Below are 20688 nucleotides of genomic sequence, written 5' to 3' on the forward strand. Positions count from 1 at the left end.
TAACGAACTCTGCGTCATGGCATTGGCTGCCAGGACTTGTGCCCAGCCAAATGCGATGACGAACCAGTAAAGCAATGACCATCTTGAAGTCGAAATCCCCGCTGATTTTATATTCAATGGACTGGAAAAGAAGACCTGATAATGACCACTGAAAACCTCGTCGCCCACACACCCATGATGCAGCAATACCTGCGTCTGAAGGCCGATCATCCGGAAATCTTGCTGTTCTACCGGATGGGGGATTTCTACGAACTGTTCTATGACGATGCCAAGCGTGCCTCGCAGCTGCTGGAGATCTCGCTGACCAAACGCGGCGCTTCAGCCGGTGAGCCGATCCCGATGGCTGGCGTGCCTTATCATGCGGTGGAAAACTACCTGGCGAAGCTGGTACAGCTTGGCGAATCCGTCGCCATCTGCGAACAGATTGGCGATCCCGCGCTGAGCAAAGGCCCGGTCGAGCGTAAAGTGGTGCGCATTGTTACGCCAGGCACCATCAGCGATGAAGCGCTGTTGCAGGAGCGCCAGGATAACCTGCTGGCAGCCATCTGGCAGAGCCCGCGCGGCTTCGGTTTTGCCACGCTGGATATCAGCTCTGGTCGCTTCCGCCTGGCGGAGCCGACGGACCTGGAAACCATGGCCGCCGAGCTCACCCGCTCCAATCCTGCTGAGCTGCTTTATTCCGAAGATTTCTCGGCCATGTCACTGATTGAAAACCGCCGTGGGCTGCGTCGTCGCCCGCTGTGGGAGTTCGAAGTAGAAACCGCCCGCCAGCAGCTGAATATGCAGTTTGGCACCCGCGATCTTAGCGGTTTTGGCGTTGAACAGGCTCACCATGCGCTGCGCGCGGCTGGCTGTTTGCTGCAATACGTCAAGGATACGCAGCGCACTTCCCTGCCCCATATTCGTTCACTGACGATGGAGCGCCAGCAGGATGGGATCATCATGGATGCGGCCACTCGCCGTAACCTGGAGATCACCCAGAATCTGGCTGGCGGACTTGAAAATACCCTCGCGGCGGTGCTGGATAAAACCGTCACGCCGATGGGCAGCCGGATGCTGAAGCGCTGGCTGCATATGCCAGTGCGTGAGATTAAAACCCTCGAAAATCGCCAGCAGAGCATTGGCTCGCTGCAAGACTTCACTGCAGAACTCTCTCCTCTGCTCCGTCAGGTCGGCGACCTGGAACGTATTCTTGCTCGTCTGGCATTAAGAACCGCTCGTCCTCGCGACCTGGCTCGTATGCGCCACGCTTTCCAGCAATTGCCCCAGCTTGATGCGTTACTGGCGGATGTCGCCACGCCGCATCTGCAAACGTTGCGTAAACAAATGGGCCAGTTTGATGAGTTGCGTGACCTGCTGGAACAAGCGGTGATTGAGTCACCACCGGTTCTTATTCGTGACGGCGGCGTGATTGCTCCCGGCTACCACGCAGAGCTGGATGAGTGGCGTGCGCTGGCAGACGGCGCTACCGACTATCTGGATAAGCTGGAAATCCGTGAGCGGGAAAAACTGGGGCTGGATACGCTGAAAGTCGGCTTTAACGCCGTACACGGCTATTACATTCAGGTCAGCCGCGGTCAAAGCCATCGGGTGCCGATCAACTACGTACGTCGACAGACGCTGAAAAACGTTGAACGCTACATCATTCCTGAGCTGAAAGAGTACGAAGACAAAGTTCTGACCTCGAAAGGCAAAGCCCTGGCGCTGGAAAAAGGCCTCTATGAGCAGCTGTTCGACCTGCTGCTGCCGCATCTTGAAGCCTTGCAGCTCAGCGCTGCTGCGCTGGCGGAACTGGACGTGCTCTCTAACCTGGCTGAACGAGCCTGGACGCTGAACTACAACTGCCCAACGCTGACCGATAAGCCAGGCATTAAGCTGACCGGCGCGCGTCATCCAGTGGTTGAGCAGGTGCTGAAAGAGCCGTTTATTGCTAACCCGCTGTCGCTCTCTCCGCAGCGTCGCATGCTGGTTATCACCGGTCCTAATATGGGCGGTAAAAGTACCTATATGCGTCAGGCCGCGCTGATTACCTTGCTGGCCTATATTGGCAGCTACGTCCCTGCCGAGCAGGCGATAATTGGCCCAATCGACCGCATCTTTACCCGCGTAGGGGCGGCTGACGATCTCGCTTCTGGCCGTTCTACCTTTATGGTGGAGATGACCGAAACCGCGAACATCCTGCACAATGCGACCGAACACAGCCTGGTACTGATGGATGAAATTGGTCGCGGCACTTCAACCTATGACGGGCTGTCTCTGGCCTGGGCCTGTGCAGAAAGCCTGGCAAACCGCATCAAAGCGATGACGCTATTTGCGACCCATTACTTTGAGCTGACCACGCTGCCAGAGAAGATGGAAGGCGTGGCCAACGTGCATCTGGATGCCATTGAACACGGCGACACCATCGCCTTTATGCACAGCGTGCAGGAAGGGGCCGCGAGCAAAAGTTATGGTCTGGCCGTAGCGGCGCTGGCGGGTGTGCCGAAAGACGTCATCAAGCGTGCCCGACAGAAGCTGAAAGAACTGGAAATGCTGTCCGGCAGCGCTGCCAGCAGCAAAGCGGACGGCCCTCAGCTGCCATTACTGGTAGAAGAGACGTCGCCAGCGGTAGAGGCTCTGGAAGCGTTAGATGCGGACTCGCTCACACCTCGTCAGGCTCTGGACTGGATCTACCGTCTGAAAACGATGCTGTAATTCCTGTCAGGAGCCTTAACGACACTTAGCAACTGACGACTTTCAGCGGACATCAACAAGCAAACGTAGCTGCAGCAGGCGTTGCGATCTAACAAACGGTAGGCATTTATGCCTGCCGTTTTTTTTTGCACTACTTTACTCCCTGCCTGCACCCCCACAGTGAAATCCCCACGCTGCCGCTGCGCCTGAACACATTTCGCGCAGATTACTCGTGCTCCATCCGGTAACGAATACCGGCCTGTATACAAGATGTTAGACACCCGTCTTACGGTTATTTTTAGCTCCACCTCAATTCTGGCCTGCAATATGCATTGCTATCCACAAGCTAGCAATCATCAGCTGATCAGCAGCAGAGGGGACACCGTTTGAACCATCAGGACATATTGAATCTTGACGCCATCACCCTGGCGGCGCACATCCGCGATAAATCTCTCTCGCCTGTTGAGGTGGTGACCGCCTCGCTGGCCAGAATGGATCTTCTGGAACCCGAGCTGCACGCATTTTGCACGCCAACACCCGATCTGGCGATGGCTCAGGCCAAAGCGATCGAGCAGAAGATCCTGCGTGGTGAAGAAGTCGGTCCGCTGGCTGGCGTACCGGTTGCGATTAAAGATCTGATCAGCACCGCCGGGATCAAAACCGTTTCTGGATCGTGGATCTACGAAAACTTTATCCCGGATGAAGACGACATCACCGTGGAACGTCTGAAAGCGGCAGGTGCCATCGTGCTGGGAAAAACCAACGCGCCGGAATTTGGTTACAGCGGGACCGGCCACAACCCAGTGTTCCCGACCACCCGCAATCCGTGGAATACCGACTTAACGCCTGGTGGCTCCAGCGCTGGATCTGCAGCGGCTCTGGCAGCAAGAATGTGCCCACTGGCGCTGGGTAGTGATGGCGGCGGTTCTGTCCGCATCCCTGCCGCCCACAGCGGCCTGTTCGGTATGAAAGCCTCGATGGGCCGCGTGCCGCTATATCCGGGCTGCAGGGATGAACGTTATCCGGGCCTCTCAAGCTGGGAATCACTGGAGCACATCGGTCCGATGACCCGCACCGTGGAAGATGCTGCCTTAATGCTTTCAGTCATTGCCGGGCCCGACCCGCGTGACAGACATTCGATTCCCACCAGCGACATTGACTGGCTCAACGCCACCAAAGGCAGCCTGAAAGGATTACGTATTGCCTACAGCGCTGACTGGGGATATGCCGCTGTCGACCCGCAGGTCCGCGAGATTGTCGGCAATGCAGTAAAAATCTTCGAGCAAGAGTTGGGTTGCATCGTGGTCGAAGCAAATCCGGGCTTCAGCGATCCCAAAGAAACTTTCGCCGCTCTGGTTGCTCAGGAAACTGACCTCACCGGGATGCGCAAACTGATGGAAAGCTTTGGCGATCGCATGTCGCCACATCTGGTGGCGATGCTGAATACACACTGGACCGCCGAGATGTTCACCGATGCCAATATGCAGCGCAAAGAGGTGGTGAACAAAATGTGGCGCTTTATGCAGGGCTACGACCTGCTGTTGACTCCAACGCTTGCGACACCGCCCTTCCCGATTGATATCGAAAGCCCGGCCACCATCGACGGCCGCAAAGTCACACCGGCGGAATGGCTGGCCTTCGTCTTTCCAATCAACCTGACAGGACAACCAGCCGCGTCGATTCCGGCTGGCTTTACGGCGGAAGGACTGCCGGTCGGCTTACAGATTATTGGTCGTCACCTTGACGATGCGCTGGTGCTGCGTGCCAGTGCGGCCTTTGAAAAAGTTTGCGGCTGGCAACATCGGTTACCGCCGATGCTGTCCCGCTGATTCATACCTGTTTACTGCCATTTACCGGGGATCACACCACTATGAGCCAAAAAACATCGCAGTTGCATGACAGCACGTCAGGGTTAGAGCAGGAGTTTGAAAACGAAGCGGTGCCGCTTTCCCATCGTCATACCACCCGTTCGGTCTCCGCCGTCTGGTTCGGTTTCCCGATGATCCTGACCAATGCGGTCTTTGGTGGAATCATGGCTTATAACCTGGGCTTCTGGCATTCAATTATCGCCATCCTGGCCGGTAACCTGGTGCTGTTCGCCTATGTCGGTGCGCTGAGCTATCTGGCGGGTAACACCGGACTTAACTTTGCCATGCAGGCGAGGAAGACCTTCGGCAGTCGTGGATACATCATTGCCTCTGCTTTTCTCTCTACCGTAGTGATCGGCTGGTACGCCTTCCAGACGGGCCTGACGGGCACCATCGTCAACGCGACCTTTGGCTGGAATACTTCTTGGGTAATTGTCCTGGCGACCGTGCTGTATACCGGCGTCACTTTCCTCGGCGTTCGTGCGCTTTCAGTTATCGGCATGATTGCTGCACCGATGTTTGTGATCCTCGGCCTGGTCGCGCTGTACTTTGTGGCACAGCATACCGATATCAGCCAGATCACCACCTATAAAGGCTCCGCCAGCGGCATCAGTATGGGCATTGCGATGACCATGGTTATCGCCGGGTTTGCAGACTCCGGCACCATGACAGCGGACTTCACCCGCTGGTCAAAGAACGGTAAATCGGCGGTGATAGCGACTTTCTCCGCCTTCCCGCTGGCTAACGTTGTCTCGCTGCTTTCTGGTGTGGTGATTGTTTCTGCCGGTGCGGGCATCAATCCGGCACAGAACGGCGGCGATTTCCTGCATCTGCTGACCGGCCACAACCCGGTGCTGGATGTGCTGGCTCTGCTGTTTGTCTTTATCAACCTGGGGTCGGTATGTACGCACTGCCTGTATAACGGCGCGGTCGGTTACGGCCATCTGTTTAAAAGCAAAATGCGTCTGTGGACGGTGATCCTGGGCGTGATTGGCGGGCTGTTAGCGGTGATTGGTGTCTGGAGCTACTTCCTTAACTGGCTGAGCCTGCTGGGTGTAGCCGTGCCGCCGATTGGCGCAGTGATGATTGTCGATCTGCTGTTTATGGGCCACATCGCCAGCTCCCGCCCGGAAACGACTTACCGCACCAGCGCCTTTGCCTGCTGGGCCTTCGGCACCGTTTGCGCCAGCATCGCGCATGTCTGGTTCCCGGATGCGGGTGAAGCGTTAATTGGTATGGTCGCCGGTGGCCTGGCTTATGGCCTGGTCCAGTCCCGCTCGGCCAGGAAATGGGCCACCGCGTAAGCTTAAGGAGAGCCACAATGCAGGATATTTTTATTCAGGCGGCCCCTTATCTCTGGCCTTATGATGGCAAGCTTTCACCGACAAACACGGCGTTATTGATCGTTGATATGCAGACGGATTTCTGTGGCGAAGGCGGTTATGTCGACAAGATGGGTTACGACATAGGGCTTACCAGAGCACCGATAGCGCCCATCCGCGACCTGCTGACGGTGATGCGTGCGCAGGGTTTTACCGTCATTCATACCCGCGAAGGACATCGGCCTGATTTGGCCGATCTGCCAGCCAATAAGCGCTGGCGTTCAAGACAAAAAGGCGCAGGGATCGGCGACCCCGGACCTTGCGGTAAAATATTGGTGCGCGGTGAGCCAGGTTGGGAAATCATTCCAGAACTGCAACCGGTAGCCGGAGAAGTGGTGATCGATAAACCGGGCAAAGGATCGTTTTACGCCACCGATCTGGAATTGATCCTGCACACGCGCGGGATCAGGAATCTGCTGTTAACTGGCATCACTACCGATGTTTGTGTCCATACCACGATGCGGGAAGCTAACGATCGAGGATTTGAGTGTCTGCTGGTTGCCGACTGCTGCGCGGCAACGGATCCCGCTAATCATGCGGCAGCGCTTGAGATGGTCAAAATGCAGGGCGGCGTGTTCGGGGCAGTAACCACTTCCAGCGAGGTGCTTAAAGCATTAGGCCAGTAAATCGCAGGCAATAAAAAAGCGGTGGCTTACGCCACCGCTTTTCGCATTAACATCGGTATGTGTCAGCGATTATTCGCGGAACAGAGCTTCAATACTCAAACCCTGAGCCTGCAGAATTTCACGCAGACGACGCAGACCTTCAACCTGAATCTGACGGACACGTTCACGGGTCAGACCAATTTCGCGACCCACATCTTCTAACGTGGCCGCTTCATAACCTAACAGGCCGAAACGACGCGCTAACACTTCACGCTGCTTGGCGTTCAGTTCGAACAGCCATTTGACGATGCTCTGCTTCATGTCATCGTCCTGGGTGGTATCTTCCGGACCGTTGTCTTTCTCGTCGGCCAGGATATCCAGCAGCGCTTTCTCAGAATCACCGCCTAGTGGCGTGTCGACTGATGTAATGCGTTCGTTGAGGCGCAGCATACGGCTGACATCTTCAACGGGTTTATCAAGCTGTTCGGCAATCTCTTCTGCACTCGGCTCATGATCCAACTTGTGGGTCAGTTCGCGCGCGGTACGCAGATACACGTTCAGCTCTTTAACAATATGAATAGGCAAACGAATGGTACGGGTTTGGTTCATGATAGCCCGTTCAATCGTCTGGCGAATCCACCAGGTAGCGTAAGTCGAGAAGCGGAACCCTCTTTCAGGGTCAAATTTCTCTACCGCGCGGATTAACCCCAGGTTACCTTCTTCAATCAGATCCAGCAAAGCCAGACCACGATTGCTGTAACGACGGGCAATCTTCACTACCAAACGCAAGTTACTTTCGATCATGCGGCGACGAGACGGAACGTCACCACGCAGTGCACGGCGAGCGAAGAAAACTTCTTCCTCTGCAGTCAACAGGGGAGAATAACCAATCTCTCCCAGGTAGAGCTGCGTCGCGTCCAATACTCGTTGCGTAGCACCTTGTGACAACAGCTCATCTTCAGCTATTTCGTTATCAGCAGGTTCATTTCCGACGAGAGCCTTCTCATCAAAAACCTCAGCTCCGTTTTCGTCGAATTCCGCATCTTCATTTAGATCTTTAACTTTCAGCGTATTCTGGCTCATTTTCGGCTCCTACCCGTGATCCCAAAGTACAACACCAGATGGCGTTATACCGGACTATCGCTGCGGTAAATAACGCAGCGGGTTTACGGATTTCCCCTTGTAACGAATTTCAAAATGCAATCTGACTGAGCTCGTGCCGGTACTGCCCATGGTGGCGATCTTCTGACCCGCTTTCACTTCTTGTTGTTCACGGACCAGCATCGTGTCGTTGTGGGCGTAAGCACTCAGGTAGTCATCATTATGTTTGATGATAATCAAGTTACCGTAACCGCGCAGTGCATTCCCGGCGTACACAACGCGCCCTGAGGCGGTTGAAATGACGGGCTGTCCTCGCGATCCCGCGATATCAATACCTTTGTTGCCCCCTTCGGAAGCAGAGAAGTTATCGATGATCTTACCGTCAGTTGGCCAACGCCAGCTTCCCACTGGGGTACTGCTGTTGGTTGTGCTACTGACGGTCGGAGCGGCAACCGGTGCTGTTGTCGTTGCAACAGTAGTTGTACCGGATGATGGCAACATTTTGCCTTCACTTGGTTTACCTGAATCCTCAGAATACGTAATAACAGGTTGGTGTGCAACAGCCCCGCCCTGGTTTTGTGGCGTAGAAGGCTGAACCGCTACACCGCCAGCAGAGGCATCCGCCGCGGTTACCGCATTACCACCGGTTAAGGTTTCGCCGGAGCCGTTACTAACCTGCAATTGCTGACCCACATTGAGGCCGTAAGGTGCAGCAACGTTATTTCGTTGGGCTAAATCACGGAAATCATTGCCGGTAATCCAGGCAATATAGAACAGCGTATCGCCTCTTTTGACCGTGTAAGTCTGTCCACCGTAGCTACCTTTAGGAATATTCCCATAAGAACGATTGTAGACAATGTGGCCATTCTGCGTCACCACGTTCTCTTGCGGCGTGGCGTTGCTGCTGGAAATGTTCTGCGGGGCGCTAACAACATTGGAAGAGTTAGCCGAGATGGAAGCCGGTGGTGCGGTGTAGCCGCCATTGCCGCTATTGGCGCTATTGGCGCTATTGGCGCTGCTGAGCATTCCGCTGCTGTTACTGCTGCTGCTGGCGCTGGAGCCACCGCTCATCATACCGCCAGAGCCGCCGCCACCGCCGACAGAACTGATTGGGGCTTGTGAAGCGTTATCGCTGGAACAGCCAGCCAACCAAAAACCAACAAGTGAAACGGCCGCAATCCGGCGCAACTTAAACATTGGGCTTCCCGTGCTCATTTATATCCCCCTGAAGGCAAAACTGTGACACTGCCGCGTCGCTCTAAGCGCGCTTGCAGTAATAAAGAATGAAATTAAGCAGATAGTAACAACATCAAAGACCAGGTGCCATTTACAGATGTGTGCAATTGCTAACACTACGTCAGGCCAAATCGCCTTTCACCAGCGGCACAAACCGGACTGGCTCAACGGTATCGACGATAAACTCACCGCCTTTTCGGCGAATGCGTTTTAATTCCTGATGCTCTTCACCGACCGGCAAAACCAGAATTCCGCCTTCGTCTAATTGCGACATTAACTCGACTGGAATTTCAGGTGGCGCGGCGGTAACGATGATGGCATCAAACGGGCCACGTGAAGGCCAGCCTTGCCAGCCATCGCCGTGACGCGTTGAAACATTATGTAAATCAAGCTGCTTCAGCCGTCGCTTGGCCTGCCACTGCAACCCTTTAATGCGTTCGACAGAATAAACGTGTTCTACAAGGTGCGCGAGGATCGCGGTCTGATAACCCGATCCGGTCCCAATTTCTAACACGCGTGAGCCTGGCGTCAGCTCCAGCAGCGAGGTCATCTTCGCCACCATATAAGGCTGGGAAATCGTCTGACCAGAGCCGATAGGCAAGGCCATATTTTCCCAGGCTTTATGTTCGAACGCCTCGTCAACAAAACGCTCACGCGGTACATCTTCAATCGCTTTCAGCAACCGTTCATCGTCAATGCCCTGCTGGCGCAATTTCTCCAGTAGCGTATCAATGCGGCGGATCACCATTCGTTGCTGACCTCGACGCTGGATAACCACGATGACACCACGTCCTGCGCAGCATGGGCGGTTAAATCAACATGTAACGCAGTGACAGAAACATAGCCCTGATCGACAGCGGCAAAATCCGTGTCCGGGCCGGCATCCAGTTTTTGTCCCGGCGGGCCAATCCAGTACATCATATTGCCACGCGGATCCTGCTGCGGGATAACCTGATCGCTGGGATGTCGGCTACCGCAACGGGTCACACGGATCCCTTTGATCTCTGACAGCGGCAAATCAGGCACGTTGATGTTCAGGATACGGCCAGTGCGCAGAGGTTCACGCAGCAACGCACGGAGTATAGAGCAGGTGACGGCGGCAGCGGTGTCGTAATGCTTATGCCCGTCCAGCGAGACGGCCAGCGCAGGCAGGCCAAGATGGCGCCCTTCCATGGCCGCAGCCACAGTGCCGGAGTAAATCACGTCATCACCGAGGTTGGGCCCGGCATTGATACCGGAAACCACGATATCCGGCTTCGGCTGCATCAGTGAGTTCACGCCCAGATAAACGCAGTCCGTTGGCGTGCCCATCTGCACCGCGATATCGCCGTTAGGATAGGTAAAAGTGCGTAACGGCGTTTCCAGTGACAGCGAATTGGAGGCACCGCTGCGGTTGCGGTCAGGAGCCACCAGTTGCACCTCAGCAAACTCACGCAGGGCCGCAGCCAGCGTCTGAATGCCCGGCGCATGAATACCGTCATCGTTACTCAGCAATATTCGCATCATCACCTTCTTGTAGAAGAACTTCGCGCACCAGAGTGGTGGCAAAACTGCCCGCAGGCAGCCAGAAAGCCAGCTCAACGGTGGCGTCATCCTGCCAGCTCCAGCGCAAATCGCGCGGTTTCACCAGCACGGCACGACGGGCCGCATCGACTTTTTCACGCTCAAGCAGTGTAATCAATTCTGCCTCAGCCGCCAGGGTTTGTTGCTCAAAGGCCAGCGCATCCTGCAGCGTTCCCCATGCGCCGCTGCCAGGAAGCGGAGCGGTAACGCGCAGTTCGTCGTTATCTACACGAGTCTGTAACGTCTCCAGTTCGGCCTCTTCCGCTACGAACCAACTTCCGCGCCCTGTCAGCTGCAACGCATCGCCAGCCATCACTGAGGTCAACGACCCTTTCTGAGCCAGTCTGTCGCTCGCCACCTGATTGAACATCGCGCTGCGGGCTGCAGAGAACAGAAAGCTGCGTTTATTACGCTCCTTCACGCGGATCTCGTTAGCGGCCCAACGTCTGGCCATCTGCAGGTTATTGCCATCATGACCAAAACGCTGCACGCCAAAGTAGTTTGGCACACCTGAGGCCGCAATCTGCTGCAGGCGTTGCTCAACGGCATCACGATCTGAGACCTGGCGCAAAATCAGCGTGAAAGCATTGCCCTGCAGAGCACCAGTACGCAGTTTACGACGATGGCGGGCACTTTCCAGTATCTCGCAGCCTGTCAGCTCAAATGCAGAGAAATCTGGCGTCTCTTTGCCGGGAATGCGCAGGCAAATCCACTGCTCGGTGACCGCATGGCGATCTTTCATGCCGGCAAAGCTGACGTCACGCGGAGGAATACCGGCAAACTTCGCCAGCGCTTCCGCCACAAAACGGGTATTACAGCCGGTCTTACGAATGCGTACCAGCACCTGCTCGCCATCGCCGTCCGGGCCATAGCCCAGATCTTCGATCACGATAAAATCTTCCGCGTTGGCTTTCAACACGCCAGTAGCCGTGGGCTTGCCGTGCAGCCAGCTCAGATCGTCAACCATTACGCGTCCGCCTTAAAGATCAGCGCGACCGCTTCGCAGGCAATGCCTTCACCACGACCGGTAAAGCCCAGCTTTTCGGTGGTGGTAGCTTTCACGTTAACGTCGTCCATATGAATACCCAGATCTTCCGCAATATTGATGCGCATCTGCGGCACATGAGGCAGCATTTTTGGGGCCTGAGCGATGATCGTGACGTCAACGTTACCCAACTTGTAGCCTTTTTTCTGGATCTGACGCCAGGCTTCACGCAGCAGTTCACGGCTGTCCGCGCCTTTATAGACGGCGTCCGTATCCGGGAACAGCTTGCCAATGTCGCCCAGTGCGGCAGCGCCCAGCAGCGCATCGGTCAGTGCATGTAGCGCCACATCACCGTCTGAATGGGCCAGTAACCCTTTTTCATAAGGAATTCGCACGCCGCCAATAATCAGCGGGCCTTCGCCGCCAAATGCGTGAACATCAAAACCGTGGCCGATACGCATTATGCGCTCTCCTTATTGTGTAATTGAGTCAGGTAAAACGCGGCCAGCGCTAAATCTTCCGGCCTCGTGACCTTAATGTTGTCGCTGCGGCCGATCACCAGTTCAGGGTGATAGCCACAATACTCCAGCGCCGAAGCCTCATCGGTGATCGTCGCCCCTTCTTTTAACGCCCGTTCAAGGCAGCTGCGCAGCAGTTCCAGCGGGAACAACTGCGGCGTTAACGCATGCCATAACGCTTCACGATCGACCGTGTGCGCAATCGCCTCTTTGCCCTGCTCAGCCCGCTTCATGGTGTCGCGTACCGGAGCCGCAAGAATACCGCCCACGCGGCTGGTAGCCGTGATAGCAAGCAAGCGAGTGAGGTCATCAAGATGCAGGCAAGGACGCGCGGCGTCATGAACCAGCACCCAACGGGAAGAAGAAGCGACCTGAAGTCCAGCCAGCACGGAATCCGCACGCTCTTTCCCGCCCTTCACCACCTGGATACGCGGATCGCTGGCGACAGGAAGTGCAGAAAAGAAAGGATCGTCAGGACTGATAGCGACAATGATACGGCTGACGGCTGGATGCGCCAGCAAGCTGTTAAGCGCATGTTCCAGCAGCGTTTTGCCACCAATTGAAAGGTATTGTTTGGGGCACTCTGCCTGCATCCGGCTGCCGATCCCGGCAGCGGGAACCACAGCGATGATGTCCGGAAAGGACCCTGCAATGTTCATGAGTTATCGTTGCTGACTGTTGAGAGCACCCTGCTGCGCGTTTCGTTTATTTTGATCCGGCACAAGGCGATAGAAAGTCTCACCGGGTTTAATCATCCCCAGCTCGTTGCGTGCGCGTTCCTCAATTGCTTCAGAACCGCCGTTAAGGTCGTCGATTTCTGCAAACAACTGATCGTTTCGCACTTTAAGTTTCGCGTTGCCGCCCTGTTGCACCGCAACATCGTCTTTAACACGCGTATAGTCATGTACGCCGTTCTTGCCTAACCAGAGCGAATATTGCAACCAGCCCAGTAAAACAAGTAACAGCAGAGTAAGTTTTCCCATCCCCGCCCCCTGAAAACGGCTCAATCATCCCATAACTTTACATCCGACTCCACTTTCACAGTGATTTAACCGTGTATTGGTGGATTGGTGAGCGTTCCTCAGCCTGAAAACCGATTTTGCGAGCAAAGTTTTGTAACCGCAGTGGGTATTCTGACATCAAATCCTGCCAGCCAGGCTGGCGACAGATGCAATAAAGAGACCGGTTACCATGCGGTCAGTAGCGTAAACAGCAGCCAGAACAGACAGACCACAACCACGGCGGTCAGTAAAATGGTCCAGATTAACTGACCACGCAGGAGCAAGCTGGCGGCAATGCCTACCAATACCGACACCGGCAGCAGCGCCAGGAAAAATGGCCAGGTATAGAGAAAGAAGAACAGCGTATTGGCCCCGTACAACACGAACGGGATCGCCAGCGCAAGCCAGTAGGAGGCAAAACCAATCACGCCACCGGGGAATGACCAGGAAGCCTCTTCCTGTTCCCGATCTTCTTTGCGGGCGAGCATGGGCGTAACGTTATGCATAAGTATCCTGTTGACGCGTAAATCGGCACGCTCTGGGACGTTTAGCCGCGGCTATCTCAGGGGGGAATAATATCGCGACCGCGCGGCAGATCTAACACTTGAACCCGCAATATTGTTACCAATTGTTCGCTGTTTGCCGCGAGCCGGTCGTACTGGGCTAACCTCCTCGCCAGACAGATTTTCCGGGTGGGCTGCTTTTGTCGTGACGCCAGTGACTGGCGCAGTAAACACCAGAGCGACTCCGGCAGGCCAGCCGATGCTGAGCACCCTGAACTGGCCTATAGCCGGCGTCATCTGGTGAAGATAGTGAGGGAGTCAAACGAGATTATTGAAAGGAACCGTATGCTGCTCGACAGGTACAGTAAACCCTCCCGCAGCTTCAGGGAGGATTTACACTCTAAGTCTCTGAGCGTCCGGGTGGTAATTTTTGATAATCCCCTTATGAGCTTTCCCAACGGAAAGCTCTTTTTCAGGGTCAGCCATTAACCTGTAATCACGCCACGCTGGCGTAATATATCCAGCGTCTGAGCCAGCAGCTGCTCAACCGGCCGTTCTCCATCAAGATGGATTTCAGCCTGCTCTGGCGCTTCATACACACCATCAATGCCGGTGAAGTTACGCAACTCTCCGGCACGGGCTTTTTTATACAGGCCTTTCGGATCGCGGGTTTCGCAGATCGCCAGCGGCGTATCCACAAACACTTCAATAAAGCGCCCTTCGCCCAGCAATTCGCGCACCATCTGACGCTCTTCACGGTGAGGTGAGATAAAAGCACTCAGCACCACCAGTCCGGCATCCACCATCAGTTTGGCCACTTCACCCACCCGACGGATGTTCTCTTTGCGGTCGCCATCGCTGAAGCCCAGATCGCGGCACAAGCCGTGACGGACATTATCTCCGTCAAGCAGGTAAGTGCTTGCACCAACCTGCTGCAGCGCCTGCTCTACTGCGCCAGCAACGGTGGATTTACCTGACCCCGAAAGGCCGGTAAACCACAGCAGCACGCCCTGATGACCATGCTGCTTTTCACGATCTTCCCGCGTGACAAAGTGCGAATGCCAGACGACGTTTTCATCATGAGCAGCAGCCATTATTTACCGCCCAACAAATCGCGTGCACCCCAATGTGGGAAGTGGCGACGAACCAGTTCGTTCAGCTCCAGCTCGAAGGCGCTGAAGTTGCCGGTATTCTGCACTACGTCTTCCAGCGGCTGGCGGATCATTCCGGCACCCACGGTGACGTTGCTCAGGCGATCGATAATGATCATCCCGCCGGTCACCGGGTTTTGCTGATACTGATCCAGCACCATCGGCTCGTCGAAGGTCAGATCGACCAGGCCTATACCGTTTAACGGCAGGCTCTCGGCATCGTGTTTCGCCAGGCTGTTGATCTCAACCTGATGCTGAATTTTCTCCACGCGCGCACGGGTTTTCTTGCCGGCTATTTTAATGTCGAAGCTCTGCCCCGGCACCAGCGGCTGTTCTGCCATCCACACTACGTCAACCGAGGCAGCCTGCACCGGTTTCAGCGTGGCATCGGCAGCCACCAGCAAATCGCCACGGCTGATATCAATCTCGTCTTTCAGCACCAGGGTGATAGCTTCACCGGCCTGGGCTTCCTGCAGGTCGCCGTCGAAGGTCACGATGCGGGCAATCGAGGATTCAACGCCTGATGGCAGCACCTTCACGCGCTGTCCGACAGAAACCGCACCTGAAGCCAGCGTACCGGCATAACCCCGGAAATCCAGGTTAGGACGGTTCACGTACTGCACCGGGAAGCGCATCGGCTGCTGATCGACCACGCGCTGCACTTCTACCGTTTCCAGCACGTCCAGCAGCGTTGGGCCGGTGTACCAGCTCATCGCTTCACTTGGTGAAGCCACGTTCTCGCCTTCCAGCGCAGACAACGGCACAAAGCGGATGTCCAGGTCGGCAGGCAGCTGACCAGCAAAGTCGAGGTAATCCTGTTTGATCTGCTCGAAGGTCGCTTCTTTATACTCAACCAGATCCATTTTATTGATCGCCACGATCAGGTGCTTAATGCCCAGCAGCGTGGAGATAAAGCTGTGACGACGAGTCTGATCCAGCACGCCTTTACGCGCATCGATCAGCAGGATCGCCAGGTCGCAAGTAGAGGCACCGGTCGCCATGTTGCGGGTGTACTGCTCGTGTCCCGGCGTGTCGGCGATGATGAACTTACGCTTCTCGGTAGAGAAATAACGGTAAGCCACATCAATGGTGATGCCCTGCTCACGTTCGGCCTGCAGGCCATCCACCAGCAGCGCCAGATCCAGTTTCTCACCCTGGGTGCCGTGACGCTTGCTGTCGTTATGCAGTGAAGAGAGCTGATCTTCATAAATCTGACGGGTGTCATGGAGCAGGCGGCCAATCAGCGTGCTCTTACCATCGTCTACGCTGCCGCAGGTCAGAAAGCGCAGCAGGCTTTTATGTTGTTGCGTGTGCAGCCAGGCTTCAACGCCACCCTGCTCGGCAATTTGTTGTGCAATGACGGTATTCATCTCGGCTCCTTAGAAATAACCCTGGCGTTTTTTCAGCTCCATCGAGCCGGACTGGTCGCGGTCAATCATGCGGCCCTGACGTTCACTGGTGGTGGACACCAGCATCTCTTCAATGATCTCCGGCAGCGTTTGCGCTTCGGATTCCACTGCGCCGGTCAGCGGCCAGCAGCCGAGAGTACGGAAACGCACCATGCGCTGCTCAATCACTTCGCCAGGTTGCAGATCGATACGGTCGTCATCGATCATCATTAACATGCCATCGCGCTCCAGCACCGGGCGTGGTGCAGCCAGATACAGCGGAACAATGTCGATGTTTTCCAGGAAGATGTACTGCCAGATATCCAGCTCAGTCCAGTTGGAGAGCGGGAAGACGCGGATGCTTTCGCCTTTATTGATCTGGCCGTTGTAGTTGTGCCACAGCTCAGGACGCTGATTTTTCGGGTCCCAGCGGTGGAAACGATCGCGGAAAGAGTAGATGCGCTCTTTCGCACGGGATTTCTCTTCATCACGACGGGCACCGCCAAACGCGGCGTCAAAGCCGTATTTGTTCAGCGCTTGTTTCAGACCTTCGGTCTTCATGATGTCGGTGTGTTTGGCGCTACCGTGCACGAATGGGTTGATGCCCATCGCTACGCCTTCCGGGTTTTTGTGTACCAGCAGCTCAGCGCCGATGTTTTTCACCGTGCGATCGCGGAACTCGTACATTTCACGGAATTTCCAGCCGGTGTCCACATGCAGCAACGGGAACGGCAGCGTACCCGGATAGAATGCCTTGCGCGCCAGGTGCAGCATCACAGAGGAGTCCTTGCCGATGGAGTACATCATCACCGGGTTGCCAAACTCTGCCGCCACTTCACGGATGATATGGATACTTTCCGCTTCCAGTTGACGCAGGTGAGTGAGTCGTTTTTGATCCATAACTTTTCCTCAAGCCAAATTCACAACGGCGGACTCACGTCCGGCCTGCTGCGCTGAATGTTGAAACCATGCCAGTTGCTGATGCAGGTGAACTACTTCGCCTACCACCAGTAATGCCGGCGTCGGTGCGCGGTGCGCTAATGCTTCTAATTCTTCCAGCGTGCCGGTCAGCACCTGTTGATCCTGACGAGTCCCGCGGCCAATCACGGCCACCGGAGTCTGTGAGTCGCGGCCATGAGCAATGAGCTGTGCGGAGATTTCACCCGCCTTCAGCGTGCCCATATAAATAGCCAGAGTCTGGCGAGACTGCGCCAGGGAAGGCCAGTCCAGGCCTTCGCCATCGGCGCGGCAGTGACCGGTGATAAAGGTGGCGCTCTGCGCATAGTCGCGGTGAGTCAGTGGAATGCCTGCATACGCTGTTGCACCGGCAGCGGCTGTTACCCCTGGCACCACCTGGAAAGGGATACCGGCTTCGACAGCGGCCTGTAACTCTTCGCCGCCGCGACCAAAGATAAACGGGTCACCGCCTTTCAGGCGTACCACGCGTTTGCCTTTCTTCGCCAGCTCTACCAGCATCCGGTTGGTCTCTTCCTGCGGAATACTGTGGGCATTGGCTCGCTTGCCCACACAGATCCGGTCGGCATCACGGCGAACCAGATCCAGAATTTCATCGCTGACAAGATGGTCATACAGCACCACGTCCGCCTGCTGCATCACCTGCAAGCCGCGCAGCGTCAACAAACCAGGGTCGCCAGGTCCCGCGCCGACCAGGATAATTTCGCCTTCGCCCGCATCAGGGTCGTCAAGCTGTTGGTCCAGCGTGCGTTTGGCGCCCTCGATATTGCCGGAAGCGACCTGGCTGGCAAACAAGCCGTTAAAAGCCGCTTCCCAGTAGCGACGACGCTCGGACATTTTGCTGAACTTCTGCTTCACTTTCGTGCGCCACTGACCGGCGATCTCGGCCATCTGGCCAAGGTTGGCAGGCAGCAACGCTTCCAGCTTCTCACGCAGTAAACGCGCCAGCACCGGTGCGGTGCCGCTGGAAGAGATAGCCACCACCAGCGGAGAGCGATCGACAATAGAAGGGAAGATAAAGGAGCACTTAGGCTGATCGTCCACCACGTTCGCCAGCATCTGACGTTCGGTAGCATCCTGATAGACGCGGGCATTCAGCTCGCTGTCGTCCGTAGCGGCAATCACCAGATAGACACCGTCCAGCAGCGTGCTCTGATACTCGTTCGCTATCCAGCTGACGGCTCCGCTGCTTTCAAGCGCAGTGAGCTCCTCACACAGCGAGCGAGCGGCGATTAGCACCTGCGCACCCGCGCGGCGCAATAAATCGATCTTGCGCGCAGCTACGTCCCCGCCGCCTACAATCAGCACCGGTTTATTTCGGATGTCAGCAAAAATCGGGAGATAGTCCACGTCAGCCTTTTCTGTTATTACACAAAGTTAGCGTGACTATACGGCCCTGGCTTAAGGCTTATGAAATTACTAATTGGAATGAGTAGTTACTGAATGGAATAACGGTTTGGCATAGCATCAGACAAAATGTGCTTAAGGGATGATATTTAGGGCTTTTCAGAGAGATTGAAATTGTGCAATCCGCATCACACTTTCATACTAAGCCGGTAAAAATATTTCGCAAGATCGTCACAGGATGACGACTAAGGATCTGTCATGTTTTCCCGACTCCGCCTGCGCGCGCTTGCCGTGTTGCTCAGTTGCGGTGCTATTTTCCCTCTGCAGGCCGCAAGCCAGCCTGAGGGCCATTTTGCCGAACAGCAGCTGCGCCACATTGCCACCTACTTCCCTGGCCGCATGGCCGGTAGCCCAGCCGAGATGCTGACTGCAGATTATCTGCAGCATCAGTTCAGCTCGATGGGTTACGAGAGCAACAAACGCGACTTCACCGCCAGCTATCAGTTCCACTCGCAGGATGGGCACGTTACTCCGCATAAAGTCACCGCCACCACCGTTATTGCCGCGCGCGAAGGTAAAGTGCCGCAGCAGATTGTGGTCATCAGCCACGCCGACACTTATCTGCCGGTCAGCGACAGCGATCGCCAGAAGAACCTGGGCGGCCTGACGTTACAGGGCGTGGATGATAATGCCTCCGGCCTTGGCGTCATGCTGGAGCTTGCCCAGCGGCTGAGTAAAGCGCCGCTGTATTACAGCCTGCGCTTCGTCGCGCTTAGTGGGGAAGAAACCGGTCAGCAGGGCGAGGAGGATTATCTGGCCCGGATGAAACCGGAAGAGAAAAAGAACACGCTGTTGGTGATCAACCTGGACAGTCTGATTGTCGGCGATAAACTTTACTTTGATAGCGGCCGTAACACGCCAGAGGCTGTCGCCCGACAAACTCGCGACCGCGCGCTGACTATTGCCCGCCTGCACGGACTGGCTGCGACCACCAACGGCAAAGCGGTAAAGGATCATCCCTCGGATGATCTGTTCGATAAAGCCGGCATCCCGTTATTAAATGTTCGGGCGACCAACTGGGAATTGGGGCAGAAAGATGGGCAGCAACAGCGCGCCATCAGCCGCCACTTCCCGGCAGGCACCAGCCGCCATCAGGCCTCGCTGGATAATCTGGCTTACCTCGACCGCTGGCTGCCAGGACGCATTACCCAACGCACCCGAAGCACCGTCAAGATTCTGCTGCCGCTGATCAGCGAGCTGGCGAACCCTAAAGCCTGAAACCGGAGTCAGTGTTATGTATATCGTTTATCTGAACTATGTCCGCCCGCTGGAAGAGGTGGAAGCCGTGCTGGACCCGCACGTAGCCTGGCTGAACAAGTATTTTGACGCGGGCGTGTTTATCAGCGCGGGCCGGAAAGATCCGCGCACCGGCGGCATGTTAATGGTCAAAGATATCGATCGTGAGCGCCTGAACACCATCCTGGCGGAAGATCCGTTCCAGGCCGTGGCAGAATATGAAGTGACTAAAGTAAACATTACCCGTAGCGCTGAGGAATTTCAGTCGCTGATTGGGATTTAACCGCAAAAAAAACGCCTGATGTCAGCCATCAGGCGTGTCGTTCTTGCAGCAAGTCAGCGTCAGCCATTTATCACTGCGTTATTCGTGCAGGCCGCACTCGCGCTTCAGGCCGAAGAAACGCGTCTCTTCTTCTGCCATGCCTGGCTCCCATTTGCGGGTGGTGTGCGTATCCCCAACGGAAAGATAGCCCTGATCCCACAGCGGGTGATAACCCAGATCGTGTTCTTCAAGATACTGATGCACCTGACGGTTATCCCAGTCGATGATCGGCAGCAGCTTGAACACGCCACGCTGGATAGCCAGCACCGGCAGATTAGCGCGGCTGCTGGACTGATCGCGGCGCAGACCGGCGAACCACGTCTGGGCTTTTAACTCTTCCATCGCACGGTTCATCGGCTCAACTTTGTTGATCTCGTTGTAGCGTTCAATGCCTTCCACGCCCTGCTCCCACAGCTTGCCGTAACGCGCTTCCTGCCAGGCCGCGCTGTGTTCCGCGCGATACACTTTCAGGTTGAGCTGCAGCTTGTCGGTCAGCCGATCGATAAACTGATAGGTTTCAGGGAACAGGTAGCCCGTGTCGGTGAGGATCACCGGAATATCCGGTTTCACCTGAGTCACCAGATGCAGGCTGACCGCAGCCTGAATACCGAAGCTGGAAGAGAGCACCGCTTCGCCAGGTAAATTTTCCAGCCCCCAGAGCACACGCTCCTGAGCGGACATTTTTTCCAGCTTGGTGTTCAGCTCTGCCAGCGCCATGACGCGCCTTACCTTCGGTAATTCGTTCAGTTCAGAGAGATCGAGTACAGACATTAT

General features: G+C 55.7%; 20 protein-coding genes. 6 read left to right on the forward strand and 14 right to left on the reverse strand.

Annotated elements, in window-relative coordinates:
* Window positions 1-141: 141 nt before the first annotated feature.
* From mutS to WCC56_RS20795, 4 genes are all read left to right on the forward strand, one after another.
* A complete protein-coding gene (mutS, locus tag WCC56_RS20780; RefSeq protein WP_424694211.1) occupies window positions 142-2694 on the forward strand; it encodes a DNA mismatch repair protein MutS in 2553 nt (850 codons plus the stop codon).
* A gap of 383 nt (window positions 2695-3077) precedes the next feature.
* On the forward strand, window positions 3078-4502 hold the full coding sequence (locus WCC56_RS20785; protein ID WP_424694212.1) for an amidase: 1425 nt from the start codon (window positions 3078-3080) through the stop codon (window positions 4500-4502).
* 41 nt (window positions 4503-4543) lie between these two features.
* Entirely contained in the window at window positions 4544-5845 is a 1302-nt protein-coding gene (locus WCC56_RS20790; protein WP_424694213.1) for a purine-cytosine permease family protein, read from the forward strand.
* A 17-nt stretch (window positions 5846-5862) separates the two neighbouring features.
* Window positions 5863-6549 (forward strand): cysteine hydrolase family protein, encoded by a 687-nt coding sequence (locus tag WCC56_RS20795; RefSeq protein WP_424694214.1) that lies wholly within the window; start codon window positions 5863-5865, stop codon window positions 6547-6549.
* A gap of 69 nt (window positions 6550-6618) precedes the next feature.
* Here WCC56_RS20795 and rpoS read toward each other — a convergent pair whose 3' ends face one another.
* The 13 genes from rpoS to cysG all read right to left on the reverse strand — a co-directional run bounded on the left by rpoS (window position 6619) and on the right by cysG (window position 18299).
* Window positions 6619-7611 carry an RNA polymerase sigma factor RpoS gene (gene rpoS / locus WCC56_RS20800; protein WP_013203537.1) on the reverse strand — a complete coding sequence of 331 codons (993 nt, stop codon included), beginning with the start codon at window positions 7609-7611 and terminating at the stop codon, window positions 6619-6621.
* A gap of 54 nt (window positions 7612-7665) precedes the next feature.
* Window positions 7666-8844: a murein hydrolase activator NlpD gene (gene nlpD / locus WCC56_RS20805; protein WP_424694215.1), complete on the reverse strand. Its 1179-nt coding sequence runs from the start codon at window positions 8842-8844 to the stop codon at window positions 7666-7668.
* 142 nt (window positions 8845-8986) lie between these two features.
* A complete protein-coding gene (locus WCC56_RS20810; RefSeq protein ID WP_424694286.1) occupies window positions 8987-9613 on the reverse strand; it encodes a protein-L-isoaspartate(D-aspartate) O-methyltransferase in 627 nt (208 codons plus the stop codon).
* Complete coding sequence (gene surE, locus WCC56_RS20815; protein ID WP_424694287.1) at window positions 9607-10368, reverse strand: 5'/3'-nucleotidase SurE; 762 nt, start codon at window positions 10366-10368, stop codon at window positions 9607-9609. Before surE ends, WCC56_RS20810 begins: the two co-directional genes overlap by 7 nt.
* Complete coding sequence (truD, locus tag WCC56_RS20820; RefSeq protein ID WP_424694216.1) at window positions 10349-11395, reverse strand: tRNA pseudouridine(13) synthase TruD; 1047 nt, start codon at window positions 11393-11395, stop codon at window positions 10349-10351. Before truD ends, surE begins: the two co-directional genes overlap by 20 nt.
* Entirely contained in the window at window positions 11395-11874 is a 480-nt protein-coding gene (gene ispF, locus WCC56_RS20825; protein WP_424694217.1) for a 2-C-methyl-D-erythritol 2,4-cyclodiphosphate synthase, read from the reverse strand. The genes truD and ispF overlap by 1 nt, the downstream gene beginning before the upstream one ends.
* The gene (gene ispD, locus WCC56_RS20830; RefSeq protein WP_424694288.1) at window positions 11874-12584 is read right to left on the reverse strand and encodes a 2-C-methyl-D-erythritol 4-phosphate cytidylyltransferase; all 711 of its coding nucleotides are present in this window, start codon (window positions 12582-12584) and stop codon (window positions 11874-11876) included. The genes ispF and ispD overlap by 1 nt, the downstream gene beginning before the upstream one ends.
* Window positions 12585-12593: 9 nt before the next feature.
* Window positions 12594-12914, reverse strand: a complete 321-nt coding sequence (ftsB, locus tag WCC56_RS20835; protein WP_424694218.1) for a cell division protein FtsB — start codon at window positions 12912-12914, stop codon at window positions 12594-12596.
* 203 nt (window positions 12915-13117) lie between these two features.
* Window positions 13118-13438, reverse strand: a complete 321-nt coding sequence (locus tag WCC56_RS20840; RefSeq protein ID WP_424694219.1) for a DUF3561 family protein — start codon at window positions 13436-13438, stop codon at window positions 13118-13120.
* Window positions 13439-13920: 482 nt separating this feature from the next.
* The gene (gene cysC, locus WCC56_RS20845; RefSeq protein ID WP_424694220.1) at window positions 13921-14529 is read right to left on the reverse strand and encodes an adenylyl-sulfate kinase; all 609 of its coding nucleotides are present in this window, start codon (window positions 14527-14529) and stop codon (window positions 13921-13923) included.
* Window positions 14529-15956 carry a sulfate adenylyltransferase subunit CysN gene (gene cysN / locus WCC56_RS20850; protein WP_424694221.1) on the reverse strand — a complete coding sequence of 476 codons (1428 nt, stop codon included), beginning with the start codon at window positions 15954-15956 and terminating at the stop codon, window positions 14529-14531. The genes cysC and cysN overlap by 1 nt, the downstream gene beginning before the upstream one ends.
* A gap of 9 nt (window positions 15957-15965) precedes the next feature.
* Entirely contained in the window at window positions 15966-16874 is a 909-nt protein-coding gene (cysD, locus tag WCC56_RS20855) for a sulfate adenylyltransferase subunit CysD (protein ID WP_013203548.1), read from the reverse strand.
* Window positions 16875-16883: 9 nt separating this feature from the next.
* On the reverse strand, window positions 16884-18299 hold the full coding sequence (gene cysG, locus WCC56_RS20860; RefSeq protein WP_424694222.1) for a siroheme synthase CysG: 1416 nt from the start codon (window positions 18297-18299) through the stop codon (window positions 16884-16886).
* A gap of 255 nt (window positions 18300-18554) precedes the next feature.
* Here cysG and WCC56_RS20865 point away from each other — a divergent pair, with 255 nt between their 5' ends.
* Both WCC56_RS20865 and WCC56_RS20870 read left to right on the forward strand, forming a co-directional pair.
* Window positions 18555-19574 (forward strand): aminopeptidase, encoded by a 1020-nt coding sequence (locus WCC56_RS20865; protein WP_424694223.1) that lies wholly within the window; start codon window positions 18555-18557, stop codon window positions 19572-19574.
* Between the two features lie 16 nt (window positions 19575-19590).
* Window positions 19591-19875, forward strand: a complete 285-nt coding sequence (locus WCC56_RS20870; RefSeq protein ID WP_424694224.1) for a YciI family protein — start codon at window positions 19591-19593, stop codon at window positions 19873-19875.
* A gap of 78 nt (window positions 19876-19953) precedes the next feature.
* Here WCC56_RS20870 and cysH read toward each other — a convergent pair whose 3' ends face one another.
* Complete coding sequence (gene cysH / locus WCC56_RS20875) at window positions 19954-20685, reverse strand: phosphoadenosine phosphosulfate reductase (RefSeq protein WP_424694225.1); 732 nt, start codon at window positions 20683-20685, stop codon at window positions 19954-19956.
* Window positions 20686-20688: the final 3 nt, after the last annotated feature.

It is taken from the genome of Erwinia sp. (assembly GCF_049696395.1).
In the GTDB taxonomy this organism is placed as follows: Bacteria; Pseudomonadota; Gammaproteobacteria; order Enterobacterales; family Enterobacteriaceae; genus Erwinia.